Annotated in this window: 26 protein-coding genes and 1 pseudogene; 9 read left to right on the top strand and 18 right to left on the bottom strand. The window is 38.5% G+C overall.

The features are described 5' to 3' along the window. Positions 1–43 precede the first annotated feature (43 nt). Together IHV10_RS04010 and IHV10_RS04005 are read left to right on the top strand one after the other, a co-directional pair. The gene (locus tag IHV10_RS04010) at positions 44–328 is read left to right on the top strand and encodes a hypothetical protein (protein WP_197127424.1); all 285 of its coding nucleotides are present in this window, start codon (positions 44–46) and stop codon (positions 326–328) included. A 15-nt stretch (positions 329–343) separates the two neighbouring features. Beyond that, the gene (locus IHV10_RS04005) at positions 344–1066 is read left to right on the top strand and encodes a hypothetical protein (RefSeq protein WP_197127423.1); all 723 of its coding nucleotides are present in this window, start codon (positions 344–346) and stop codon (positions 1064–1066) included. Between the two features lie 37 nt (positions 1067–1103). Here the strand turns inward: IHV10_RS04005 and IHV10_RS04000 are convergent, their stop codons facing one another. The 3 genes and pseudogenes from IHV10_RS04000 to IHV10_RS03990 form a co-directional block, all read right to left on the bottom strand. Next, entirely contained in the window at positions 1104–1466 is a 363-nt protein-coding gene (locus tag IHV10_RS04000) for a cupredoxin domain-containing protein (protein ID WP_197127422.1), read from the bottom strand. A gap of 116 nt (positions 1467–1582) precedes the next feature. After that, positions 1583–1900 (bottom strand): annotated as a pseudogene (locus tag IHV10_RS03995) (redoxin domain-containing protein); the annotation flags it as partial. Between the two features lie 15 nt (positions 1901–1915). Then, on the bottom strand, positions 1916–2098 hold the full coding sequence (locus IHV10_RS03990; protein ID WP_197127421.1) for a hypothetical protein: 183 nt from the start codon (positions 2096–2098) through the stop codon (positions 1916–1918). 125 nt (positions 2099–2223) lie between these two features. Between IHV10_RS03990 and IHV10_RS03985 the strand changes: the two genes are divergently transcribed. Next, positions 2224–2931 carry a thermonuclease family protein gene (locus IHV10_RS03985; RefSeq protein WP_231619412.1) on the top strand — a complete coding sequence of 236 codons (708 nt, stop codon included), beginning with the start codon at positions 2224–2226 and terminating at the stop codon, positions 2929–2931. A 46-nt stretch (positions 2932–2977) separates the two neighbouring features. On the opposite strand, the gene IHV10_RS23075 is transcribed toward IHV10_RS03985, so the two are convergent. From IHV10_RS23075 to IHV10_RS03955, 6 genes are all read right to left on the bottom strand, one after another. Next, positions 2978–3259, bottom strand: a complete 282-nt coding sequence (locus IHV10_RS23075; protein WP_197127419.1) for an adhesin — start codon at positions 3257–3259, stop codon at positions 2978–2980. A gap of 150 nt (positions 3260–3409) precedes the next feature. Next, complete coding sequence (locus tag IHV10_RS03975; protein ID WP_191752709.1) at positions 3410–3604, bottom strand: hypothetical protein; 195 nt, start codon at positions 3602–3604, stop codon at positions 3410–3412. Positions 3605–3760: 156 nt separating this feature from the next. Next, the gene (locus IHV10_RS03970; RefSeq protein ID WP_197127418.1) at positions 3761–4345 is read right to left on the bottom strand and encodes a DedA family protein; all 585 of its coding nucleotides are present in this window, start codon (positions 4343–4345) and stop codon (positions 3761–3763) included. 19 nt (positions 4346–4364) lie between these two features. Further along, positions 4365–4709: a fluoride efflux transporter FluC gene (locus IHV10_RS03965; protein ID WP_197127417.1), complete on the bottom strand. Its 345-nt coding sequence runs from the start codon at positions 4707–4709 to the stop codon at positions 4365–4367. Next, positions 4706–5095: a fluoride efflux transporter CrcB gene (crcB, locus tag IHV10_RS03960; RefSeq protein ID WP_197127416.1), complete on the bottom strand. Its 390-nt coding sequence runs from the start codon at positions 5093–5095 to the stop codon at positions 4706–4708. Before crcB ends, IHV10_RS03965 begins: the two co-directional genes overlap by 4 nt. A gap of 46 nt (positions 5096–5141) precedes the next feature. Further along, a complete protein-coding gene (locus IHV10_RS03955; protein WP_191752712.1) occupies positions 5142–5564 on the bottom strand; it encodes a CBS domain-containing protein in 423 nt (140 codons plus the stop codon). A gap of 247 nt (positions 5565–5811) precedes the next feature. Here IHV10_RS03955 and IHV10_RS03950 point away from each other — a divergent pair, with 247 nt between their 5' ends. Continuing rightward, positions 5812–6771: a metal ABC transporter solute-binding protein, Zn/Mn family gene (locus tag IHV10_RS03950; RefSeq protein ID WP_197127415.1), complete on the top strand. Its 960-nt coding sequence runs from the start codon at positions 5812–5814 to the stop codon at positions 6769–6771. Positions 6772–6809: 38 nt separating this feature from the next. Here the strand turns inward: IHV10_RS03950 and IHV10_RS03945 are convergent, their stop codons facing one another. From IHV10_RS03945 to IHV10_RS03935, 3 genes are all read right to left on the bottom strand, one after another. Next, a complete protein-coding gene (locus tag IHV10_RS03945; protein WP_197127414.1) occupies positions 6810–8633 on the bottom strand; it encodes an ABC transporter ATP-binding protein in 1824 nt (607 codons plus the stop codon). Between the two features lie 5 nt (positions 8634–8638). Further along, entirely contained in the window at positions 8639–10402 is a 1764-nt protein-coding gene (locus IHV10_RS03940; protein WP_197127413.1) for an ABC transporter ATP-binding protein, read from the bottom strand. A gap of 172 nt (positions 10403–10574) precedes the next feature. Then, on the bottom strand, positions 10575–11126 hold the full coding sequence (locus IHV10_RS03935) for a copper resistance CopC family protein (protein WP_197127412.1): 552 nt from the start codon (positions 11124–11126) through the stop codon (positions 10575–10577). Positions 11127–11347: 221 nt separating this feature from the next. Between IHV10_RS03935 and IHV10_RS03930 the strand changes: the two genes are divergently transcribed. Continuing rightward, on the top strand, positions 11348–11434 hold the full coding sequence (locus tag IHV10_RS03930; protein WP_082820548.1) for a YjcZ family sporulation protein: 87 nt from the start codon (positions 11348–11350) through the stop codon (positions 11432–11434). Between the two features lie 422 nt (positions 11435–11856). Here IHV10_RS03930 and IHV10_RS03925 read toward each other — a convergent pair whose 3' ends face one another. Together IHV10_RS03925 and IHV10_RS03920 are read right to left on the bottom strand one after the other, a co-directional pair. After that, complete coding sequence (locus IHV10_RS03925) at positions 11857–13941, bottom strand: peptidoglycan D,D-transpeptidase FtsI family protein (RefSeq protein WP_197127411.1); 2085 nt, start codon at positions 13939–13941, stop codon at positions 11857–11859. Positions 13942–14085: 144 nt separating this feature from the next. Next, the gene (locus IHV10_RS03920; RefSeq protein ID WP_197127410.1) at positions 14086–15141 is read right to left on the bottom strand and encodes an EAL domain-containing protein; all 1056 of its coding nucleotides are present in this window, start codon (positions 15139–15141) and stop codon (positions 14086–14088) included. A gap of 95 nt (positions 15142–15236) precedes the next feature. Between IHV10_RS03920 and IHV10_RS03915 the strand changes: the two genes are divergently transcribed. Genes IHV10_RS03915 through IHV10_RS03905 form a run of 3 tightly spaced genes read left to right on the top strand, consistent with a single transcriptional unit; the run spans position 15237 to position 17786 of the window. Next, the gene (locus IHV10_RS03915; protein WP_197127409.1) at positions 15237–16016 is read left to right on the top strand and encodes an ABC transporter permease; all 780 of its coding nucleotides are present in this window, start codon (positions 15237–15239) and stop codon (positions 16014–16016) included. Positions 16017–16019: 3 nt separating this feature from the next. Continuing rightward, positions 16020–16805, top strand: coding sequence for an ABC transporter permease (locus IHV10_RS03910; protein ID WP_231619411.1), 786 nt, complete (start codon positions 16020–16022; stop codon positions 16803–16805). Positions 16806–16817: 12 nt separating this feature from the next. Beyond that, positions 16818–17786 (top strand): ABC transporter ATP-binding protein, encoded by a 969-nt coding sequence (locus tag IHV10_RS03905; RefSeq protein ID WP_197127408.1) that lies wholly within the window; start codon positions 16818–16820, stop codon positions 17784–17786. Positions 17787–17881: 95 nt separating this feature from the next. On the opposite strand, the gene IHV10_RS03900 is transcribed toward IHV10_RS03905, so the two are convergent. The 4 genes from IHV10_RS03900 to IHV10_RS03885 form a co-directional block, all read right to left on the bottom strand. Continuing rightward, positions 17882–18739: a patatin-like phospholipase family protein gene (locus IHV10_RS03900; RefSeq protein WP_197127407.1), complete on the bottom strand. Its 858-nt coding sequence runs from the start codon at positions 18737–18739 to the stop codon at positions 17882–17884. A 166-nt stretch (positions 18740–18905) separates the two neighbouring features. Next, positions 18906–20495 carry an SH3 domain-containing protein gene (locus IHV10_RS03895; RefSeq protein WP_197127406.1) on the bottom strand — a complete coding sequence of 530 codons (1590 nt, stop codon included), beginning with the start codon at positions 20493–20495 and terminating at the stop codon, positions 18906–18908. Between the two features lie 139 nt (positions 20496–20634). Then, positions 20635–21411 (bottom strand): Cof-type HAD-IIB family hydrolase, encoded by a 777-nt coding sequence (locus IHV10_RS03890; protein WP_197127405.1) that lies wholly within the window; start codon positions 21409–21411, stop codon positions 20635–20637. A gap of 80 nt (positions 21412–21491) precedes the next feature. After that, positions 21492–22424 carry a DMT family transporter gene (locus tag IHV10_RS03885; protein ID WP_197127404.1) on the bottom strand — a complete coding sequence of 311 codons (933 nt, stop codon included), beginning with the start codon at positions 22422–22424 and terminating at the stop codon, positions 21492–21494. Between the two features lie 423 nt (positions 22425–22847). On the opposite strand from IHV10_RS03885, the gene IHV10_RS03880 reads away from it, so the two are divergent. Next, complete coding sequence (locus IHV10_RS03880; RefSeq protein ID WP_066288466.1) at positions 22848–23054, top strand: alpha/beta-type small acid-soluble spore protein; 207 nt, start codon at positions 22848–22850, stop codon at positions 23052–23054. The last annotated feature ends 44 nt before the right edge of the window (positions 23055–23098 follow it).

Here is a 23098-nt window from a genome sequence, read left to right as displayed (position 1 = left end):
TACGGGTAATTTAGTATAGATAGATTGATTGGAGGCGATTGTATTGATGTGGTTATGGATTTTCTTAGCTATATGCGCAGCTGCAGCTCTATTTATTTTAATTCCAGGAATTAAGGCTATGAAGGAGTCAATGAGTACCGTTCAACAAATGAAGAGCACCGGTGACAGCATTACCGCTCGTATGAACGATGTAAAAACACAGCAGCAACTTCTTCAAGAAAAGAAAGATTACTTAAGATATGACATCTACCAAAAGAAAAATAGTTTTTCAGCTGTTAAAGAAGGATTCACAGATTTAAAAGATACCTTTAAGAAAATAAAAAACTAAAGGAATATGATAACCATGCGGATTACAACTTTTGTAATGGCTGCGATCGAACAGCCTGGTGATGAAATATTGAGTGAATTGTACGAGGAAGAATTGCCCTCTTATGAAATCTCAAAAAAAGGGTTGTACACCCCATATTCCTTGGAGTCTGGTGAACGGTTAATTAAGGACGAAAACGATACGTGGTATGTGTGTGCTTCTTTTGAAAGAAAAACGTTTCACGAGATCAAATATGGCAGACAGCTCTTTCCACCGCCTTACACGGATATTCCCATTGAACAACTACCATTTTTAGAGTTGCTGCAGCGATATAAATGGACCCCGTTAAACGCGCATTACGATAAAGCGCTATGCCATGTCGTCGCCGTAGTAGATGACATTGATTCCATGTCTCTAGAATTCCAATCAAGATTGGCACACGCTGATGGTGATGATGATCCACAAGTGGCACACTCTCTTCATTACATAGAATCTAAGCTGAACGGTAAGCGCACACGTTTCATTTCAGGATGGGAGTCCCATTCTTTTGCAACGATAACGGAAAGTCACGAATTTGCTCAAAATATACTTATTCCTACTTCTTCTTGGCTCTATCTTTTGTATTATGAACATTTTCGCCATCATAGAGGTGCGATTCCTTCAGACCAGATGATGCCAAGATTATTAGGTAATCTGTGGGCTTCTACAGGAAATGAAGTTCCTTACAATAAGGAGCTTCTGCAGATTAAAAAGATATAATGAAAGCCTCTAGCTTTTATAGCTAGAGGCTGATTATTTATTTTACAACAAGTTTTGATACCATATCTGCATGACCGTTTCCACAAGGAACGCTGCATCGTAATGTATATTCACCAGGCTTTAAATTTACGACATCAGAAGAACCACCTGTTACGTTCACGTCTTCTCCCTCAATCATGACCGCGTGGTTACCATCAACGTTTTCTAGTTTAAGAGCTACGTCTTTATTTGCTGGTATCTCATACTCTTTTTTATCGAATTTAAAATTAGTAGCTTCAATTGTAATCGTTTCTTCCGCATTCTTAGTGCTTTTTTCTTTGTCTTTTCCTCCACCGCAAGCTGCCAGTATGCCAATAGCAAGAACTGCGATCGCTGCAAGCCAAAAAGATTTTTTAAGCATGGAAAATCCCTCCTAGAGTGTTTCTACTATCATTATAACCCCATTTTATAACAACTAGTATGGAGAAACTGTGACAGATAACGAATCCCGAAAAAAATAGTCCGTTGGTTGCCGGACTATTTCTCTAACTTCTTATATTTTTCATGAATCTGTTTAGAAGTTTGTTCGATCTCTTCTCCCCAATGGTCGTTCACCTCTGTAACGATAACCTTTCCTTCCTTATCGATCAGTGCGTATCCACGTTTAGCTACACTGTCCCCTTTCATATCTAAATGGTCAATGAGCTTAAATTCCGGATCAGATAAAAACGGAAAAGCAGGTTTCATCTCTTTGTGAAGGAAAGACAGATGCTCAACCGTATCAGAGCTTACCGCATAGATATTTACATCCATATCTTTAAATTTACCTATATTTTCATTCAGCTGAACCAGCTGCTTTTGGCAGAGACCTCAGCCAGCTGTAGTAAATAAAAAGATGAGTGATGGTTTGTCAGATGGGAAAACAACTACAGGTTCACTGTTTTGGTTCTCTAGCTTTGCTTCTTTTAATTTTGAATCGTTTCCACATCCCGCTGCAACAAGCATTAAAATAGTTACTACACACATACTGAGATTTCTATATATCTTTTTCAAGTGAATCCCCTTTCTTACGTTTCAAAAGAATGATTTATGGTAATCTATAATCTCTACGACCTATCATTTATTATAATAGTAAATGGTAAAGCATATTCAATCAATTAAATATGAAGGATGTTTATATGTTAAAAAAGAAATTGCTAGTCTCTATTATTAGTATCGTGTTCCTTATGTCTGGCTGTAGTTATTTGACTTCTAACGATGAACAACGAATTCCTGTAAAAGTTGAAAAGGTTGTTGACGGAGATACGATAAAAGTTCGAGTTGATGGTAAGTTAGAAACGGTTCGCTTTCTGCTCGTTGATACACCAGAAAGTGTTCATCCTTCTAAACCCGTTCAGCCTTTTAGCAAAGAAGCTAGTAAACACACAGAAAATATGCTAGAAGAAGCTGATGTTCAGTTAGAGCTTGGAATAGGAGAACGAGATAAGTACGGTCGTCTTCTCGCTTATGTCTATGCAGATGGACAAAGCGTTCAAGAAAGCCTGCTAAAGAAAGGATTCGCACGTGTAGCCTATGTGTTCGAGCCGAATACGAAGTATGTAGATCAGTACGAAAGTATTCAAAAGCAAGCCCAGAAAGAAGGTGTTGGTATTTGGAGCTTAGAGAACTATGTTCAAGAAGAAGGTTATGTTTCAGATAATGAAGAAGAGAAACCACAACACAAATCACAAAATGAAGATTGTACGATAAAAGGTAACATCAGCTCTTCTGGAGATAAAATTTATCATCTGGAGAGTGGCCGTTATTATAAAGTGACAAAGCCCGAATTATGGTTCTGCACAGAAAAAGAAGCGATGGATTCGGGATTTAGAAAATCTAAACAATAAGAAAAACCGCTGATGACTTTTAAAAAGTCATCAGCGGTTTAATTTGTTAACAACAATCGTCCTGTCCAAGCATCACGAGACCTGATCCATATTTAGAATCTTCAAAGTCTAATTTTAATGCAGAAGTCTGCTTTTTGATCCTTGGATCAAACGCTACACGAATTCCGTTGATCTCTTCGATAATATCAGAGTTTTCCGGCTCATCCAGAGCCAGGCCAAGCTTAGGACCTCCTCAGCCCATTCCTGAAAAGTATACTCTTATTCCATTGGCGTTGTTCATTTCAAGCACTTCTTCTATATACTTCTTTGCGCTTAATGTTATATCCATAACCATCACCTCTTACAAGAAGTATAACGCAGAAGTGAGGTTATCGTCTAAGAAAGGGCTTGATCCATTCCACATATAAGGCAAATGCAATGGTGGTATAATCCAATCGTGTCCACTGTAAATGTACAAAATTAGTAAAAGTGTAATTGTCTAGGGTCTGTCCCCCCCTCGCAGTTGTTTTAATACTTGCTCAATGTCTCCAGGAGTGAATCCACAGATCTCCATCGCTTCGGTCACTTTCGCAGCGATATTTTCTTTCCCTTGGTGTTCTTTAATGCGCAGAAGCAACTCATTAACTTTAGCTGCATTGTATGTTTCATGATAACTCTTAATAAATGTATCCATCTCAATTCCTCCCCTTTCGTTTTATATTGCGGTAGCGATATATATGTTGTGTACAACTCTCGTTAGAATTTGTCTATACGTTATTTGAAGAATAATAAAAAAAGCCCGGTACATAAATACCAGGCCATTACGTGTAAGACAATATGACAGCGATGATTATTTCTTCTTTACTTTATAAAGAATAAACAAAAAGATGACAACAACAGCTATGATCATGATTCCGCGTGTATAAGGAGCTGCAATCGTTTTAATATCCTCCCAGTTAGAACCAAGACGGCTGCCTAATTCAATAAAGAAAATTGACCATGGAATAACAGCTAATGTTGTGAACAACGTAAACTTCGCGAATGACATTTTTGCGATTCCCGCTGGAATGCTGATAGCATGTCTCACAACCGGAATAAATCGTGCAAAAAAGATGACACCTGTTCCATATTTATTGAACCATCTTTCAGACAAGTCGATCTGCTTCTTTGAGATTAGGACATACTTTCCATACTTCTCAAGAAACGGACGGCCACCGTAATATCCCATCCAATACAAAAAGAGCTGTGCAATCGTTCCTCCGATCGTTCCAGCAATAACACTCAGCGTGAAGTTTAAGTGCCCCTGTGACACCATATACCCTCCATAAGACAAAACCAGCTCACTCGGGATCACTTCGACCATCAAACCAAGTGCGATCCCAAGATGTCCTAAACTCATAATCCATTCTAATAAAGAAATTACTAAATCTTTCATTATATCTCCTTTAATATTTTCATTTTATGCCGATAACAAAGCCTGTCCAAGCTGCTAGTAGTCCTAATATATATGTAAGGAACAAATACGTTAGACCTCTTTTAGCATTACTCTTTAATATAGTTACTGCTTCAAATTGCAAGGTGGAAAAAGTGGTGAGAGCTCCCAAAAAACCAGTAGCATACAGTGAACTCAATAGACCGTCTCCTTCATCTGCCACATACCACCCTAACAGAAGCGATCCAGCGACGTTAACAGCCAACGTTCCCCATGGGAAACCTCTATTTATCCGTTGACTAATTAAAAAACGAACAACTGCACCTACAGCCCCACCTGCTGCTACGGCTATTGTTTGTGAGATCATTGTTCTTCACCTGCTTTGCCATAGTAAATAGAACCTAACTTCATTCCTAAGTAGATAGCGATAACACCTGTAACAGCACTTGCAGAAAAATATAACAATGCCATTGTATACAGCTGATCCTCAACCAGTAATAATATTTCTGTGTTGAAAGTAGAGAATGTTGTAAAAGAACCGATTAAACCAGTCTGTAGTGCTACTATTAAATGGTTGTTGTTTATACGTTTCACACCATAAACAACGAACCAGCCTAGAATAAAACTGCCGATTACGTTAACCAAAAAAGTCGAAAACGGAAAAGACCCCTGTGGGTGAAAAAGAAACAGACCGCACCAAAAACGCAGCAGTGCTCCAACTATTCCTCCAAACGCGACTGCAAGTATTTTCACCTAAAATAATCCTCCTATATGTACAAAAAGATTAAGACATTCAGCCTTAATCTTTCGTAACTTCTTTATTCCAGATTAAATTTGCACAATACTTGATAATATCCCGTCTTCTAATAATTCCAATAAAATGGCCGTCATCATCTGTAACGGGTATAAAATTTTGATCGGTAGACAAAGTAATAAGATCTTCCATGTTAGAGTTGATGGAAACAGAGATATTATTTATCCGCTGAGGTACATTCACTAACTTCGTCTTTAATACATCATCATACCCTTTGTCAAAGGCTTCTCTAAGTTTCCATAACAGATCGCCTTCCGTTAACGTTCCTATGTAACGACCTTCTTCTGAGACGAGAGGCACAGAGGTGTACTTGTGGTAAGATAACTTTTCAAGTGCCTGTCTCATCGTTGCTTCTGGGTTCAAATACTTCACTTCATCTTTAGGCAACAAATAAAAAGCAATATTCATGTTAGTACGCGCTCTCCTTTTTAAGCCTGATTCACGCTTATTAAAACGCTTAGTTAAAAAACATCTTCTTTATTATACCAAAAATGACTTCTACCTGCTTGTAAAATCACTACCCTTTAGAGATTCATTTTAGACTATATATTTCACATCTAGTAATAAATCTTCGCATGCAAGAAATAATATTTTACAAATCGTAATGATTACGTTTATAATGAGTAAGGATTGTTTGAAAGGAGAGAAAGCTAAAATGCGAACGATAAGCTTATTAAGCGTAACGATAATGTTAATTCTATCAGCGGCATGCGGTAATAATAGCACATCTGATCAAAAAGAGGGTACATTGAAGATCTATACAACCATGTATCCGTTAGAATATTTCACTGAAAGAATTGGAGGGAGACATGTAGAAGTATCTTCTATTATACCTCCTGGTGCTGATGCACACACGTATGAACCTTCTACAAAAAAGATGGTCGAAATGACTGAAGGTGATGCTTTCGTTTATAACAAACTCCAGTCTGATGAATTCTCATCTTCTGTTGCAGATACATTGAAAGAAGAAGATATGCCTATCATTGATGGTGCAAAAGGAATATCCTATCATGAATCTGCAGAACATGAAGGCGAAGAGCATGCTCATGAAGAAGAACATGCTCATGAGGAAGAAGGACATCATGATCATGGTTCTTTAGATCCTCATATTTGGCTTGATCCTGTTCTCGCACAGCAGATTGCAGATAATATTTATAACGGACTCGTAAAATTAAATCCTGATGCAAAAGCTGAATTTAAAAAGAATCATAAAGCACTAGTTGCTGATTTAGAGAAATTGGATTCAACATTTAAAACAAAAGTGGAAGAAGCACCAAAGAATTCGTTCATCGTATCTCATGCTGCATACGGATATTGGGCAGAACGCTACGGCCTTGAACAAATAGCAATCAGCGGTCTCTCACCTTCGCATGAACCTAGTCAGCATCAGATCGAAGAAATTATTGAAAACGCAAAAAAAGAAAAGACCAGCTATATTTTATATGAAGAGAACGTAAATAATAAAGTAGCTGCAATGATCAAAAAAGAAGTCGGTGCAGAAACCCTGACTCTTCATAACTTAGAGACATTAACGAAAGACGACATTAAAAAAGAGCGAGATTACCTATCTATCATGAACCAAAACATTGATACACTTTCAAAAGCATTACAATAAACAAAAACGCCTAGGAAAAAAATTTCCCAGGCGTTTTTTTATATCGCATCAAGCATCTTAAACTGAGATACGACAAGGTGATAATAAATGCCTTCTGCATGCATAAGCTCCGCATGACTACCTTGCTCCATGATCTCACCGTGATCGAGAACGACGATATTATCTGCCTCTCTGATCGTAGAAAGTCGATGTGCAATGATGATCGCTGTTCTTCCCTTTAAAAGCGTCTTTAAGGCTTGTTGTATCTTTTGTTCAGATTCGGTATCGATACTTGCCGTTGCTTCATCCAGAATCAGAATATCAGGATCTGCAAGAAGTGCTCTTGCAAATGAAAGTAGCTGTCTTTCACCAACTGATAAAACATTTCCTCTTTCCTCTACTTCTGTTTCATAGCCATTCGACAGTCTCTCGATAAATGCATGTGCTCCAACTGCTTTTGCAGCATTCTTAACATCTTCATCGGAAGCACCAGGTCTCCCAAAGCGAATATTCTCTTTAATCGTTCCTGAAAAGATAAAAGTATCTTGAAGAACGACACTTACTTTTTCACGAAGACTCGCTAGATTGACGTCTTTCAAATCTTTTCCATCAATCTGTACCGTACCCGATGTTGGATCATAAAATCGGCTCACTAAGTTCGCGATCGTCGTCTTACCTGACCCTGTATGGCCGACCAGTGCGACGGTCTGACCCCCTTGTATCGTTAGATCGATGCCTTTTAATGCTTTTCGATCCGCATTATAGGAGAACTCAACGTCCTTAAACTGAATTTCCCCTTTAATTTTTGAAAACGAAAAAGCATTTTCTTTTTCGTGAACATTCGGTTTTTCATCTAAAAATTCAAAGATTCTTTCAGATGAAGCCATTCCTACTAAAAGCTGATTGTAAACTTGCCCAAGTCGAGAGATCGGCTCCCAAAACATACCGAGATAAAAAGCAAACGTAACAAATACCCCAATTTCAAGTGCCTCACCTTGTATCAAGTAGGAACCAAACCACAATAGAATCGCTGTTCCAATCGCATTAGACATTTCAACAAACGGTCTGAACAATGCATTCTGTTGTGTCGCCGTTTTCCAGCTATCATACGTTTCGTTGTTAACTCCATTAAAGAAGCTCATATTCTCCTTTTCTTGTGTGTACGATTTAGTCACTCGTATCCCCTGTATGCTTTCATTCAGGTGTGAATTGAGCTTAGCTTGTTTAATACGTACAACTTGCCAAGAGCGTCTGATCTTCTTTCGTAAACTTGTCGAGATGAAGAACATAAGAGGCAAGATCACCATGATCGCTAGCGTTAGCTCTGGGCTGTAGATGAACATGATGACGATGATACCAAACAGAAGGATGATATCCATCAATACGTTGATAACACCGTTCGTGAACAGATCTTGTAAAGAGTTCACGTCATTAATGATGCGAACAAGAATAGATCCTGCAGAGCGCTGATCAAAAAAGCGATGTGACAGGCGCTGAATATGCTTGAACAGATGCTGACGTATGTCGTAGATCACATATTGCCCAAGATAGTTCATCCATTTTATCCGCAACGTATTCGCACCCCAGGATAATAGGTAGAGGCCCCCGATCGCAATGATTAATTTCACAAGAAGGTTCGTATCTTTGTTCTTGATTGCATGATCAAACGTTAGAACACCTATAAAAATAGGAACTACAAGTCTTACTGCAGTCGAAACCATCATCGCGATGATCGCCTTTGGCAACAAGTTCTTGCTGTAAGGCTTCATGTATTGAAACAACCGAATAATCTGCCCCCAGTTGAACGGTTTATCGATCACTTGTTCAGAAGAATATTTAAAACGAGGTGATTTCTTCGTTTTTAATTCCTTTGAATGCTGCATCCTCCTTACACCCCCTGCCCGTTCATTTGAAAGACTTTTTCTTTATCTTGATACTGAATATCATAAATTCTTCGATACGCTCCTGATTCTTGCTGTATCAACTCGTCGTGTGTACCTCGTTCGATTACCTTCCCTTTTGATAGGACAAGTATCTCATCAGCATGTTTTAAAGAAGAGATACGGTGAGCAATAATGAATGTTGTACGGTCGCTCATCACTTCTTTTAAAGCCTTTTGTATCCTGAATTCTGTCTCCATATCTACAGCACTTGTCGCATCATCAAGTATTAAGATTGTTGGATTGATAAGGATCGCTCTAGCTATTGAAATCCTTTGTTTTTGGCCACCAGATAGTCCTAGTCCTCTTTCTCCTAATATCGTATCGTAACCATCAGGAAGCTCCATTATAAAGTCGTGCGCTTGAGCTCGTTTTGCTGCATCGATAATATCATCCATATCTGCATATGGGTTACCGTAAGAGATGTTATCTTTTATCGTTGACGAAAACAAAAAAGACTCCTGAAGAACGGTACCAATATTTTTCCTGATCGTTCTTAACGAATAATCATCGAGTGGATTACCATCTATTAAGATGGTTCCTGATTCAGGATTGTAAAACCTCGATAGTAGTTGGGTAATGGATGTTTTTCCAGAACCCGTGGCACCGATCAATCCAATCGTCTGACCAGGTTTTGCTGTAAAAGAAATATCTTTGAGTGCTTCTTTTTTCTCGTTTTTATAACGATGTGTAACATTTTCAAACGTCACTTCTCCGTGAAAGCGAACCATTTCAAGTTCGCGATCTTTCCCTTCCATCTCAAGAGGTTCGTCTAACACTTCCAACAAACGCTCTCCTGATGCTTTTGATTGAGAGAAAGTGTTCATGATAAACCCCAGATTCATAATGGGTCCCATGATATACCAAACAAGACTAAAGAACGCCACGAGCTCTCCAGCTGTCAGGTTCCCTTGAATAACAAGATAGCCACCATAAGCAAGCAGTAAAACGACCGACAGATTTCCGATCAATTCCATTACCGGAAAGTACTTAGCCCAAATATGAGACGTGTTTAAGTACTGAGACTTATAATCTTCATTAGACGTATCAAACTTATTAATCTCAAAATCTTCACGTGATAACGATTTAACAGTGTTGATTCCGCTAATATTCTCCTGAACCTTCGTATTGAGATTCGCCATAGATTTCCGAATTCCACGGAAAGCCGGATGAACTTCTTTATCAAACTTGTAAACAACGAGTGCGAGGAAAGGCATCATGCACAGTGTAATGAGTGCTAATGGAACTGAATAGAAGAACATTACGGAGAGACTAAAACCTATGATTAAAACAAAATTTATTAGCTGTGAGAAGCCAAAAGAAAGAAAAAAACGAAAACCTTCAACATCAGCAGTTAACCTCGACATTAAATCTCCAGTCTTTGCATTATCATAATAATCGAATGGCAGAAACTGCAGCTTTTCGTATAAAGATTCACGAAGTTCATAAACAGAACGAATACCGAACAGATCTCCATAAAACTGATGAGTATATGTAGCTGCCCCTTTTATTACCATCAGAAGTACAAAGCCTAATGCAACATATGGTACGGTTGAATATTCCCCTTTGATAATGATTTCATCGATGGTAAATTGTAAGACCATCGGATAAACAACTGTAATTCCTGACACTAGAATCAAAGTCAAGATCGACCAATAAAAGTACTTTTTATACGGCCAATAAAAATCTTTTAATCTCTTAAATGTATCCACCCTATCACCTAACCCCTTCTGAAAATTAAAAGACAATATACATCATATAACAGAATAGTTAGAAAAAACTATCTATTTGCTCATATTCTTTACTAAAAACAAAATAAATAATTCACTTTGTTATCTTTCCTATAGTACGAAAAAAAGCCCCGATATATTCGAGGCTTTTCCTTTAACGCTTTCTTCTAAATGCAAAGAATGACACGATAGCAATAATGATAATTAAACCAATGGTTAATGGTGCAAAATATGATGGATTATTCGGCTTTTCGTTTTTTTCTTGATCATCCAATGCTTTTTCACTATTGTCTTCTTGTTTCTCTTGAGTCCCTTTATCTGTTGTACCCTCTTCTGGTGTTTCTTCTTGTTCAGGGCGATCTACCGCAAATGAGTAGTTCCCCTCGATCACATGACTGTCAGCGCCAATGATTTTATACGCTACTGTATAGTTTCCATTTTCAAGCGGATTTGTGATCGCTCCTGTCATTTGATCGTCCTCTACACTAATCTGTAAAGGAATCTCTTTCTCACCGTTTTTTAACGTCATCGTACTTAACGACTCAATCTTCGTTGAAAACGTTAAAACAACCGCTTCAAGATCTGTTGTAACCTTCTCACCTTCTGCAGGAGTAGAAGTTTCTAGTTTAGAATGAGCAGACGTCGATAAAGGCAGTTGGAAAACAATCGTAAATAATAATACTAAAGGTAAAAGTAATTTTTTCATAAGCTGACTCCCTGTTACGTATTTTCTTTCTCTTTTCATTAAAACAAAGAATATATGTTCTTCACAAGTATCCAGTCTTTACAAATCGTTGACACTTTTATGGTCAAACATACATTTAACGCCTATTTTGATGGAATCTGGGCTCCTGCCCACTTCAATTATGAAAACAGGCATAGGATATATGGAATTAACAATTGCAAGAATTAAAGGAGGAAAAATCGATGGGTTATTCTTATGGCAATTCTTTTGCATTGGTAGTAGTGTTATTTATTCTATTGATTATTGTTGGGGCAGCTTGCTTCTGCTAATAATGAATAGTGTGAAGGGAGAAAACCGGCCATGTGCCGGTTTTTTCTATTGTACATACGTTTTAAAAAAGTCTGTTTTCGTATCATTGTTGCGTCCCGAAAGTAGTTGATTTTCCGCTCCAGTTGCTTCGCTTTCCGCGGGGCATGCGGTGAGCCACATTCTAGCGTTTCACTTTTAAGTGTTTCACCTGTCTAGTTGCAGTGGCTAGCCCCTCGAGGTCAAAAGTTTAACGGTCAGAAGGCAAAGTGCGCCTTCATAGCCCATTCAACTTTTGCTTGTAGGGGCTGAACGAGCCACTTCCACTTTTCAATCTGCCAGCCTGTCCCTCTGGAGTCTCACACCATACGCTCCAATCAACTGTCATTGAAGTAAATAAAAAGAGTAAAAAGCAATAATCTTTTAGGAAAAGAAAAACTCAGCATCATTCTGCTGAGTCCTCTTCGCTGTCTTTTTCTAAATTACCGGTAACTGTTGCTGCATTCTCACCGTATTCTTCTTTCAAATTCCAATATGCTTCGAGTGCACGTTGGCCGATGTACTTGTTGATCTTTTGGTTTCCGTTCTGTGGTGTACCTTCTGGAACCACTACGGCAAATGCAATCTCAGGATTCTCAAATGGTGCGTAACCTACAAGCGTAAGATTATGCTTTTCCACAATGTTCCCCGTACGAGGATGTCTTATGATACGTTGAGCAGTCCCTGTTTTTCCTGCTGGGTTGTGGTATTTTGCAGGGTCATCGAAATAGCCTTTAGCAGTACCTCTAGATCCATGCATAACTTGCCAAAATCCATCTTGAACGCGTTCAATGTATTTTTGTTCAACATCAATCTTGTTTAAAATCTCTGGCTCAAAGCGCTTTAAGAGTTTACCATGACTTTCTTCATCTGTTGCTGGTTCTCTAATTTCACGAACAAGATGTGGCTTAACACGATACCCATCGTTCGCAATGGTTGATACATATTGAACAAGTTGCATTGTTGTGTATGTATCAAACTGACCGATACCCAAGTCATATAGAGTAGCTGATTCTCCCTCAGGCGGTTTTCCTTCATATCCAACAGCTTCGTTTGGAAAGTCAATTCCTGTCTTTACACCTAAACCATATTGATTAAAAGAATAACGAGCTTCAGCATACGTTTGTGTCCAATGTTCAGGACCAATCATACGATCCATGATGTTAAACATATAAACGTTGGAAGACATCATTAAAGCCTGTAAGTCTGTTATTGGGCCCATTGTTTTCCAAGAAGATTTATTCATTCCATCTTTTGTGAAAGGTTTATCTTCAATAACTTCTCCCATATGAACTAGTCCCTGTTGCAGACCTGTTAAAACGGTTGCTCCTTTAACGGTTGACCCCATTTCATAGGCATCAAACAGTGCCCCATAAGAATCATTCGTAAATTTTCCATCTTTGTACTTTTTCCCTGCGATCCCTTTTATTTCACCAGTTTTCGGGTTCATCATAACGATGTATGCTGAGTCTAGAAGGTCATTTCCTCCTAATGGCTTAGCTCGTAAGATTTCTTCCTCGAGAATTTTTTCTAAATGGAATTGCAGCTCCATATCCAAAGTTAATACGATATCTTTTCCACGTTGACCTGGAATCGTTTTAGGTTCACCGATCGTTGCACCTGTTTTTGGATTTGTCAGGTAAACAGATTTTTCTTTTGTGCCTCTTAATACATTTTCGTATTGGTCTTCAAGACCACTGATTCCCACTTGATCGCTTCGATCATATCCCATGCTCATAAAGTAATCTGTTTTAGATTTTGGAATCTGTTTAACTTGTCCAAAAATGGTAGAATCACCGTACGGATAGATTCTTTTCGAATCCGCCATAATATCTACCCCAGGAAGGTCACCAAGATTCTCTGAGATTACGGAAACTTCCTCGTTGTTCAAGTTCGTTTTAATTCGTTGTGCTGAATACGCATAACCCGTATCCATTGCACGTTTGTAAGCCAGAATTTTAATATCTTTGTCAGTTAGACTATTGATTTCTTCCTCTGTAATCTTATTGACGAGTGCGATATATTGATCTTTGTCACTTAATTTCTTTTCCTTCTTGCTAAGGCGCTCTTCCATCATCTTCGTCACATCTTGTTTCGCGATAAAATAGTCTTTTTTATCGCGTTCTGTGATCTTTTTAATCTGATCTTCTGTAACCCCAAGGCGATCAGCTAGCCATTCTGCAATTCGCATCGTGTCTTTTGCTTTTGTATCTACTGTTTTCGTATATGTTAAAGAAAAGAAAGGTTCATTCCCTACGACCTCACGGAAGTTGCTGTCTAACAGCTTTCCTCGTGGCGCTTCTTTCCTTGCGATAACTTCTTCAACTGCTTCAGACTCTAGCCGTTTTTCCTCTCCATTTACGATTTGGAGAACACCAAGCCTTAAAATAAGGACTGAGAAAAGAAAAAAGACGACCAAAAACAAGACATTTAAACGAAAGGGCACTTGCGACTTTTTCCTCTTTTTTTCCGGATCCGCTTTCGTTACCATCATTCCGCTCCTTTTGGAAATATTCCCGTTAATTTTACAATTATATTACAAAAGCATCTACCTATAGATTACTAGAAGTTGGTCACTATTCCAAGTCATTCGGTAAAAAAAACCTTATCTTTTTTTGATAAGGTTTTCGTAAATTTATTGAACAGCTGCAGCTAAAGATTTTGTTGGAACTGGACGGCCAAAATAGTAGCCTTGTGCAAGCTCAACTCCGCATTTAAGTGCGATATCTGCTTCTTCTTTTCTCTCGATTCCCTCTGCAAGTACGACAGCACCTATTTCTCTTGCAACCTCAACGATTTTTTGTATCATATCTTCCTTAGATGCGTCTTCATCACAGAAAGAAACGATTTTACGGTCAATCTTCACATAGTCTGGTTTCAGCTCTTTTAATACAGAAAGTGTTGAATGTCCTGCACCTAAGTCATCTAGTGCTACTTTCATTCCTTGCTCTTGGTAAGCTTGAAGGATACTTTTTAAATGATCGATGTCTGCGATTTCTTCTGTCTCCACCACTTCAAAGACGAGATCGTTTGGGTCTACTCCTGCGTCAGCTGCTGCTTTAAATGTTGTAGCCAGACAATGCTTTGGGTCGTAAATCGATGACGGAAGGAAATTAATGAATCGTTTCAAGCCTGGTGAAACAGCTCCAGCGCTATTTCGAATAGAAGTCATCCTAGCATTTCCGTCCAACAGCGCCTGAAGACCTGCTCGTTCAGCAAACTGAAAAAGTTCATAAGGTTTGAATTCAAATTCTTCAGTTGATGGACGAAGTAAGAACTCATATCCATAAATCTCTCCACTCTGTAAAAAAACAATAGGCTGCGAGTGTGTAGTGAAGAGCTGCTGTTGAATAATGTCATACAGATCGATATGCTTCATTCTTTCAAAAAATTGCTGAAATGAAATCCAAGGTGTGAAGACGCTCATTTCTTCCAATGCAGAAGTAACTGAACAATAAAATGACCCAACAGCAATTTCGTTAAATGTTTTAAGTGACTTTTCCATAAAATCTTGCAGTTCTATAAGATTGCTATATTTTGCTGATGCAACATTTCCAGAATGAATGCCTTCCAAACCGTGCTCTTTAAATAAATTCATCAAACTTTCCAAAAGAACGGGATGATCGGTACGGATATGAAAAAAGCCACTCTCCGGAAAATCTCCTGTTGGACGACACTGTGAACATGACATAGAAATAACCTCCAAAAAAAGAATTGCAAACTTTTGTAAAATTTGCTATTTTATACTTCTGCGCTAAAAAATAAAAACTTCATAAAGGGGGACTTATGGTTTATTGGATTCTTTTACAAAAGAGCTTTATGCGTAACATGCAATACAAGGTGGCGCATCTGATTAATAATGCAGCGAGTGCGATCTTCGGATTTGTTTTCATTGCCATATGGGTCGGTGTACTGCAAGGAAAAGAGAATGACAGTCCCTACACTGCCCTAGATATGACCTTTTACATTGCGGCTGTACAATGCATCCTCTGGTTATCCGGTTTCTTAACGGCAGGACTCAATATTCATAACGGAATAAGAAATGGTGCAATATCTTTAGAACTCGCAAGACCAACAAACTTTTTTCTCTATGTTACCTCTCAAGAAGCTGGAAGATTAGTGTATAACTTGTTCTTTCGATCTCTTCCTATTGGGCTTGTTTTTTCCTTAACAGTAGGCTTTTATATTCCTCAACACATACTGACTTATTTTTTCTTATGTATTTCTATTCTTTTTGCCATGATCATTTCTATTAACCTGCACTACCTAGTAGGGATAAGTGCATGCTGGACGACTGAGATCGATTGGGCGCATTTTGTAAACTTTACTTTATTGGTTGGACTTGGAGGACAACTTGTACCTATCGATTTACTTCCAGCTCCCCTATCTTCTATCACACCCTATTTACCTTTTGCAGGAGCCATCTATTACCCTGTCATGATTTTCCTTGAGAAGATTTCAAGTGAAGTTATTCTTATCCAGTTGGTTTGGGTCGTGGTTTTAACATGCTTCAACCTATGGCTAACTGAGAAGGCACGCCATAAGTTAGAAATTCAAGGAGGATAAGTCATGAACCTTTATCTGAAACTATTATCAGGAAGTTTGCGTTCACGTATGCAGTATAAGATGAACTTTCTCGTATCCTCCTTATCATACGGTTTGATCATGGCGGTGGACTTTGTGCTGCTCGCAGCCATTCTGCAGCGTTTTGACGATGTAAAGGGTTGGAATCTTTATGAAGTGGGGCTTCTCTATGGAATCTCATCTGTTGCCATTACTCTGTACAGAGTATTTTGTGTAGAGGTACATAATTTTGAACGTTATATGGTCGAAGGTGAATTCGATAGTCTTCTAATTCGACCTGTCTCTCCGTTATCATTGCTTTTGACTAAAAACATAGACCTATCCCGAATAGGAGGAACGATACAAGGTATCCTGATCCTTGTTATTTCTATTATCGGTTTAAAACTTAATAACGTTGAATTATTTCTTTTGTTAATTTATTTACCTGTAACTATCATTTCTGGAGTACTTATTTGTTTTTCTCTAGGGTTGATCACAGCTACCATTGCCTTTTGGACACAGAGGATCAAAGATTTCCAAACCTTTACTCTATATGCTCCATTTAATGCAGCCAACTATCCGATGAACATCTATCCCGGCTGGCTCAAAATCATTTTTTTCACAGTCATCCCAGTAGGATTCATGAATTATACACCTGTTCTGTTTCTATTAAATAAAGGTGGTAACCTTTGGAACCTAGCATTACCACCACTCGTTTCAATCGTTTTTCTTTTCATAGCGTTACGATTCTGGATGTTTGGAATCCGCCATTACCATAGTACAGGAAGTTGAGGAGGGCTATACATGATTCAAGCTCAGCAATTAAATAAACACTTTAAAATCTATGAAACAAAGAAAGGATTTATCGGGTCGTTTAGTTCTCTTCTTTCTACAAAGCATCATGTGGTAAGAGCTGTAGATGATATTTCTTTTTCTATTGAAGAGGGTGAATTCGTAGGCTATATCGGGCCGAACGGTGCTGGAAAATCCACTACGATTAAAATGTTATCAGGTATTCTTCATCCGACTAGCGGTGAAATCACAGTGGGAGGATTGAGCCCGCAGAAAAAAAGAAAAGAAGTAGCCAAAAAGATCGGCATTGTATTCGGACAACGTACACAACTATGGTGGGATCTCCCGTTACGTGATTCTTTTGATATTTTAAAAGAAATGTATAAAGTACCTGATGAAAAATATCGCCAGTTTTTGAGGTTGTATGATGATATGCTTCAGATTGGAAAGTTTATGGACACACCTGTTCGAAAACTATCTCTAGGGCAACGGATGCGCGGGGACCTTGCTGCAGCCATGATTCATGATCCTGACATCCTTTTCTTAGATGAACCTACGATCGGATTAGATGTTAATGCAAAAACAAGTATACGAGCCTTTTTAAAAGAACTGAACGAAAACGAGAAGAAGACCATCCTGTTAACCACACATGATATGGATGATATTGAACGGTTATGCAGCCGCGTGATCGTGATCAATCACGGACAAATGGTTTTAGATGGAACGCTGGAAGATTTACGAAAGAATATTGGATTACCAAGCGTCATGGAGATTCAGTATCGTGTAAAACCAAACACGGCTGACATACAATTAGAAGGAATTGAAAGAATGACATGGGAAGACGAAAAGTTAATTATCGATTATGATCGCTCTCTTCTATCTTCACCTCTATTACTTCAAAAAGTCACACAATGGGGAGAACCGGTCGATATTCAGATGAAAGAACCAGATATTGAACAAGTTATTCAAAAGATATACTAAATGAAAAAAGCTTGCTATAGAGGTCTGTTTCGTGACTTCTATTGCAAGCTTTTCTATTTTTATGGCATGAAATGATACGGGAGAGTGGATTGATTTTAATTGGATAACCAACTTCTTAAGTTATCCAATTGGTTAAGTGCATCTATTCTTCCTTGTTCGTACAGAACTCCAAGTCGTTTAGGATCGCGTTCAATTCTTTTTACTATCATTTTCTCCATGGGACGAAGGACAAATAAGTTTCCACTTTTCTCTTCTTTTTCTATAAAATCAAGCGTCTCATTATATTTGATGTAGCGTCCACGTAAACTTTCGTCGAGACCTGTGTATTCAGGATAGAATTTTTTCGTTACCCACGTCATTTTAGGCTTTTTCTTGCGATAACCCTCATTCTGAGTGAGGATTACGACTCCTTTTTGCACGCCATCTTTCAAAGCTTTATGAACAGGTATAGGATCCGCAATCCCTCCGTCCATCATCTGACCTCCTGCAAGCTCGACTACTGGTGCGATAAATGGAATGGATGATGATGCACGTAGAACATTTGAGATCTCCATCTCTTCGTAATCTTCTTTATTCAAATAAACGGGTTGGCCTGTTCTTACGTCTGTTACAACGACTACAAATCTTTCTTTCGATTGTTTAAATGCAGCATAATCGAAGGGAACTAGGCGGTTTGGAAGTTCATCAAATATGAAGTCCATACCGAACAACCCCTTCTTCTTAAACAACCAATTCATATAAAAAATATATTCAGGATGTGAGCTATATTCTAGATTCACCGTGCGATTTCTTCCGTGCTGGCGTGATAAGTATGATACAGCGTTACAAGCACCAGCAGATGCCCCGATCACATACGGAAAGTAAAGGTCGTTCTCCATAAAAACATCGAGTACCCCTGCCGTATAAACACCGCGCATTCCTCCACCTTCAAGAATAAGTCCAGAGTTCTCCAAATTTGGCACCACCTATTGTTAACTACATTTATTATTTATGATTTTAATTATATGAATAAAGTGAACATAAAATCCAGTCAAGCGAATTAAGAATAGGAAAAGATACTTACTGAAACAAAAGAGGCAGTGATTAAAAGTTCACATTTTTAATCACTGCCTCTTCACCTTATTGAAAATATTGAGCCAATCCTGTCGTAATACCCGTTGCTGCTTTTGTTTGAAAAGAATTACTCTTGATTATACTTTCATCAAATGGATTTGACAAAAAACCAAGCTCTACTAATACGGCAGGTTGTTTGTTTTCACGTAGAACGTGAAAGTTTCCATATCTAACATTTCCACCTTTTAATCCCGTATTTGCTCCAATTAATCCGTTGTTTACCGAGTTCGCCAATTTCAGGTCCTTCTGGCCGTAATAGAAGGTTAACAGTCCTGTAGCGGATCTATCTGAAGCTGAGTTGTAATGTAGGCTAACAAATGCATCTGCAAAATGATAATGACTAATCTCCACACGTTTATTAAGAGATATATACGTATTATCACTTCGAGTTAAGATGACTTTTGCACCTGCATTACTAAGCTGTGTGGCTAATAATCTCGCACTCATCAACGTCATAGCGGCTTCTTGTGTACCCGATGATTTTCCTGAAGCTCCTGGATCATTTCCACCATGACCAGGATCTATCACAATCCTTTTTCCTTTTAATCCCTTCAAGGATGGTTTAGGAGTTGAAGGATTGTTAGAGGATGATTGTTGAACAGCTACAAGCCATCCTGCCACCCAAGCACTTTTACCATTTGGCAGCTTAATTTGTACCCAGTCGTTCTTAGATTGAAGAAATGCGAATTCGTCCCCTTGATTTGCATGACCCACTATTAAGTATGCTGTAGAAGGACCTTGCCTAATATTCACTCCATCTGACAAGACGACAACTTTTTTTGATACAGATGAAGGTGGAGCAACTGGAGGTTTCGTTGCAGGCTTAGGGTTTGTAACGATTGGAGACCCTCCCGTTTTTAGTGATATGTACTGGCTAGATACCCAACCTTTCTTTCCATCGGACGTTTGAATGGAAAGCCAGCTTCCTGACTCTGACAAAATCTGAACAGAAGTACCATATTTGAGTGAGCCGATGATCGGTGAAGATAAATTTCCCGATGATCGAAAATTCAAATACGTCGCTGTTACTGTTCCCCACTTTCCATTGTTTACAGGTTTGTTTGTAGGAGGCTTAGGAGGAGTTGTACCTGTTTGATTCAATAGATACGCACTACTTACCCATCCTTTAATTGAACCGTATGTTATATTAGCCCAATTGCCTTCTTCTTTAATTACAGAAACTACCGCTCCATTCTTTAGCGAGCTTACCGTCTTATATTGAGTTCCTGCACCACTCCGCACATTTAGAGAAGTTGCTGTAACTTTTGCTGTTTTAATATTTTTTGCTTCCTTTTGAGATGGTGTTTTGGAACTGGTTGAGTTATTTACCTTTATGTACGCTGAACTAACCCAAGCTTTTCTATCCTGAAAAGATATGTTTGCCCATCCTTTTTCTATCTGGAACACCGTAACTTTCGCGCCTTTTTTTAATGATCCGATCTGTTTTGAGGATGAGGAAGGTTCTGTGCGAACATTCAAGCTTGTTGCATTCACTGTTGCCGTTTTTCCTGCTGCCGAGACAGGTCTTAATGGAAAGCTTACGATTAAAAAGACAGCGATTAAAAAGTAACACATCACCTTTACATTCAATCTCACACGTTTCAACTCCTATTTGAAAAGTTCTTTACTTGCTGTACGTGTTATATCGTCATTAAAAGGTTGCTCCTTTACCTTTTTCACTGCAATTTTCAGAACAAAAAAAACCCTAGTTGAATTCAACTAGGGTGCTCCATGATTAAATTAATCCAAAATGCTTAAGTCCATGATAGATACCATCTTCATCAACTGATTTTGTAACAAAGTCTGCCGCGTCTTTTGCTTCTTTTAAACCATTGCCCATCGCAATTCCTGTTCCCGCTGCTTTAAGCATTTCGATATCATTTAACGCATCACCAAATGCGTACACATTCTCAGGTTTCATGTTTATCTGGTTCATAAAAGCTTCAATTCCTTTTGCTTTAGAACCACCAGTTGGCAAAATGTCTAACGCATTTTCATGCCAGCGTATAAAATCGAACGTGCCTTTGTATCCATCGCGATAGACATGTTCATGCTGTTCCTGGCAGAATAATAAAACTTGATAAACTTCATTTTCCTTATAGAATCCTGGGTGGAAAACGGGATAACTCGGCATGAGATTAAACGTACAGTTCTTAATGATCTCATGATTATCAGCATTACTTGTCGCTCTTTCATGATCAAGATAGACAAGAGGGTGACCTGCCTTTTCTGCTTCTTCTTCAATTTTAAGAATCGCTTCTCTAGATAACGGCGTCTTGTGAATCACTTCATCTTTAAAAACAACATAAGATCCGTTAAAACTCACAAACGAATCCACCTCTAATTCCTCACGAATTGGTTCAAACATGAACGGGCCACGTCCAGTGGCGATTGCTACATGTACGCCGTTCTTTTTCAACTGAAGTATACTCTCTTTCGTGCTGTCAGGAATAATTTTCTCATCATTTACTAGCGTTCCATCTATATCAAAAAATACTATTTTGTCATTCATATCCGCATCGTCTCCTGTTGAATGTTCTTCCCTACCATAGTGGTACGATTCCGTATAAATGTCAAATCATGCGTTTTGCTTTACTTTTTTATTGATTGACTCACTTGTATTAGTCCCTTTTCTGGCATAGATAGCAAGAATACTGTCAAAATAATGAGCATGCCTCCTGCTGTTTGGAAACTCCCAAACGCAGTACCAAGCCATATGACAGATACAAGGGTTGCTACTAAAGGTTCTGCACTTCCAAGTAAGCTCGTTTCTGTCGAGCTTATATACTTTAAGCTGTCTAAGTAGAGATAAAAAGGCAATAGTGTTCCGAATACTACTACAAATGATAGCATCCCAAATAATGAGAATGACCAATCGATTGCATTCGCCTGCCACGGCTGAGTAAAAATAGAAACAGCAGATCCACCAAGCAACATGGCCCAACCTACGATCGTAGCAGATGCATACTGTTTTAACAGTCTCACTGGATAGACGGTATATATAGCTACTGAAATACCTGAGAGAACTCCCCAGAATATAGCTTTTTCGGAAACCGTTATCTCTTGCAAACTTCCATTTGTTAAGAGCAGGAACGTTCCTGAAAGAGCCATTAGTACTGCAATCCATTCTTTTCGTTTTGGCCATTTTAAGAACTTTAACGCAAAATAGATCGTAATAAACACCGGGCCTAAAAATTGAAGCAGTGTAGCCGTTGGTGCATTACCCGCTTCTATACTCAAAAAGAACGTAAGCTGTGCCCCAAGCATACCCGTTAAAGAAAATACTATTAAATCCATTCGGTCTTTTTTAGTTCTCCAAACTTCAAATATATTGTGATGAAAAGAGACTAGAAATAATAGCAGCGCTCCAGCCATTACCATACGGACTGAAACTAACCATGTTGCGGTCATTGCTGAATGTGAAAAGATCCATTCTGCTGCGTTTCCTGAAAACCCCCAAAGAGAAGCTCCTGCTAAGGCTAGTCCTATACCTTTCCACCGGGAATACTCTTTTTTATTCCCCATCCTACACCCGCTCTCCCAATTGCATGAAGTTCTAACGTTTCTGATCCTTCATCTATTCATATTACTATTGAATCTATATCCTTCATTCATTATAAAACGAATGCGTTAAAATCAAATATATTTTATTATTCTAATTTCTACAATTTTATCTTTTTATGTATCAATCAGCTAGTAATCAATTACCTACCATAGTATCAACAGGCGTCATAAACAGAAAGCACTGAGCTTAACAAACCAGCTCAGCGCTTATCTTGAAAATAAAAATAGGGGGATGATGTATCATACGAAACTTACGGGTTTTGGTGTCGGTTAAAGCAAAAATATGCGAATACCTATCGATCTCTTCTTCCGAAAAAAACTTTTCCATCATGCGCATAAAATTGTTAAATATATACAAACTAGTAATACAAGGAGGTGATACATATGGCACGTAACAATAACTCTAACGAATTAGTAGTAGCTGGAGCACAAGCAGCTTTGGATCAAATGAAGTATGAAATCGCTTCTGAGTTTGGTGTTCAACTAGGACCAGACACAACATCCCGTGCGAATGGATCTGTTGGTGGTGAAATCACTAAACGTCTTGTTCAAATGGCTGAACAACAGCTAGGTGGCGGATACCGACGCTAAACTGCAGTTAACATGAAAAAGTCATCCACAATATGCGGATGACT

Source organism: Fictibacillus sp. 5RED26, assembly GCF_015903895.1.
Lineage (GTDB): Bacteria > Bacillota > Bacilli > Bacillales > Fictibacillaceae > Fictibacillus > Fictibacillus phosphorivorans.
This window is presented reverse-complemented; position numbering and strand designations above follow the sequence as displayed.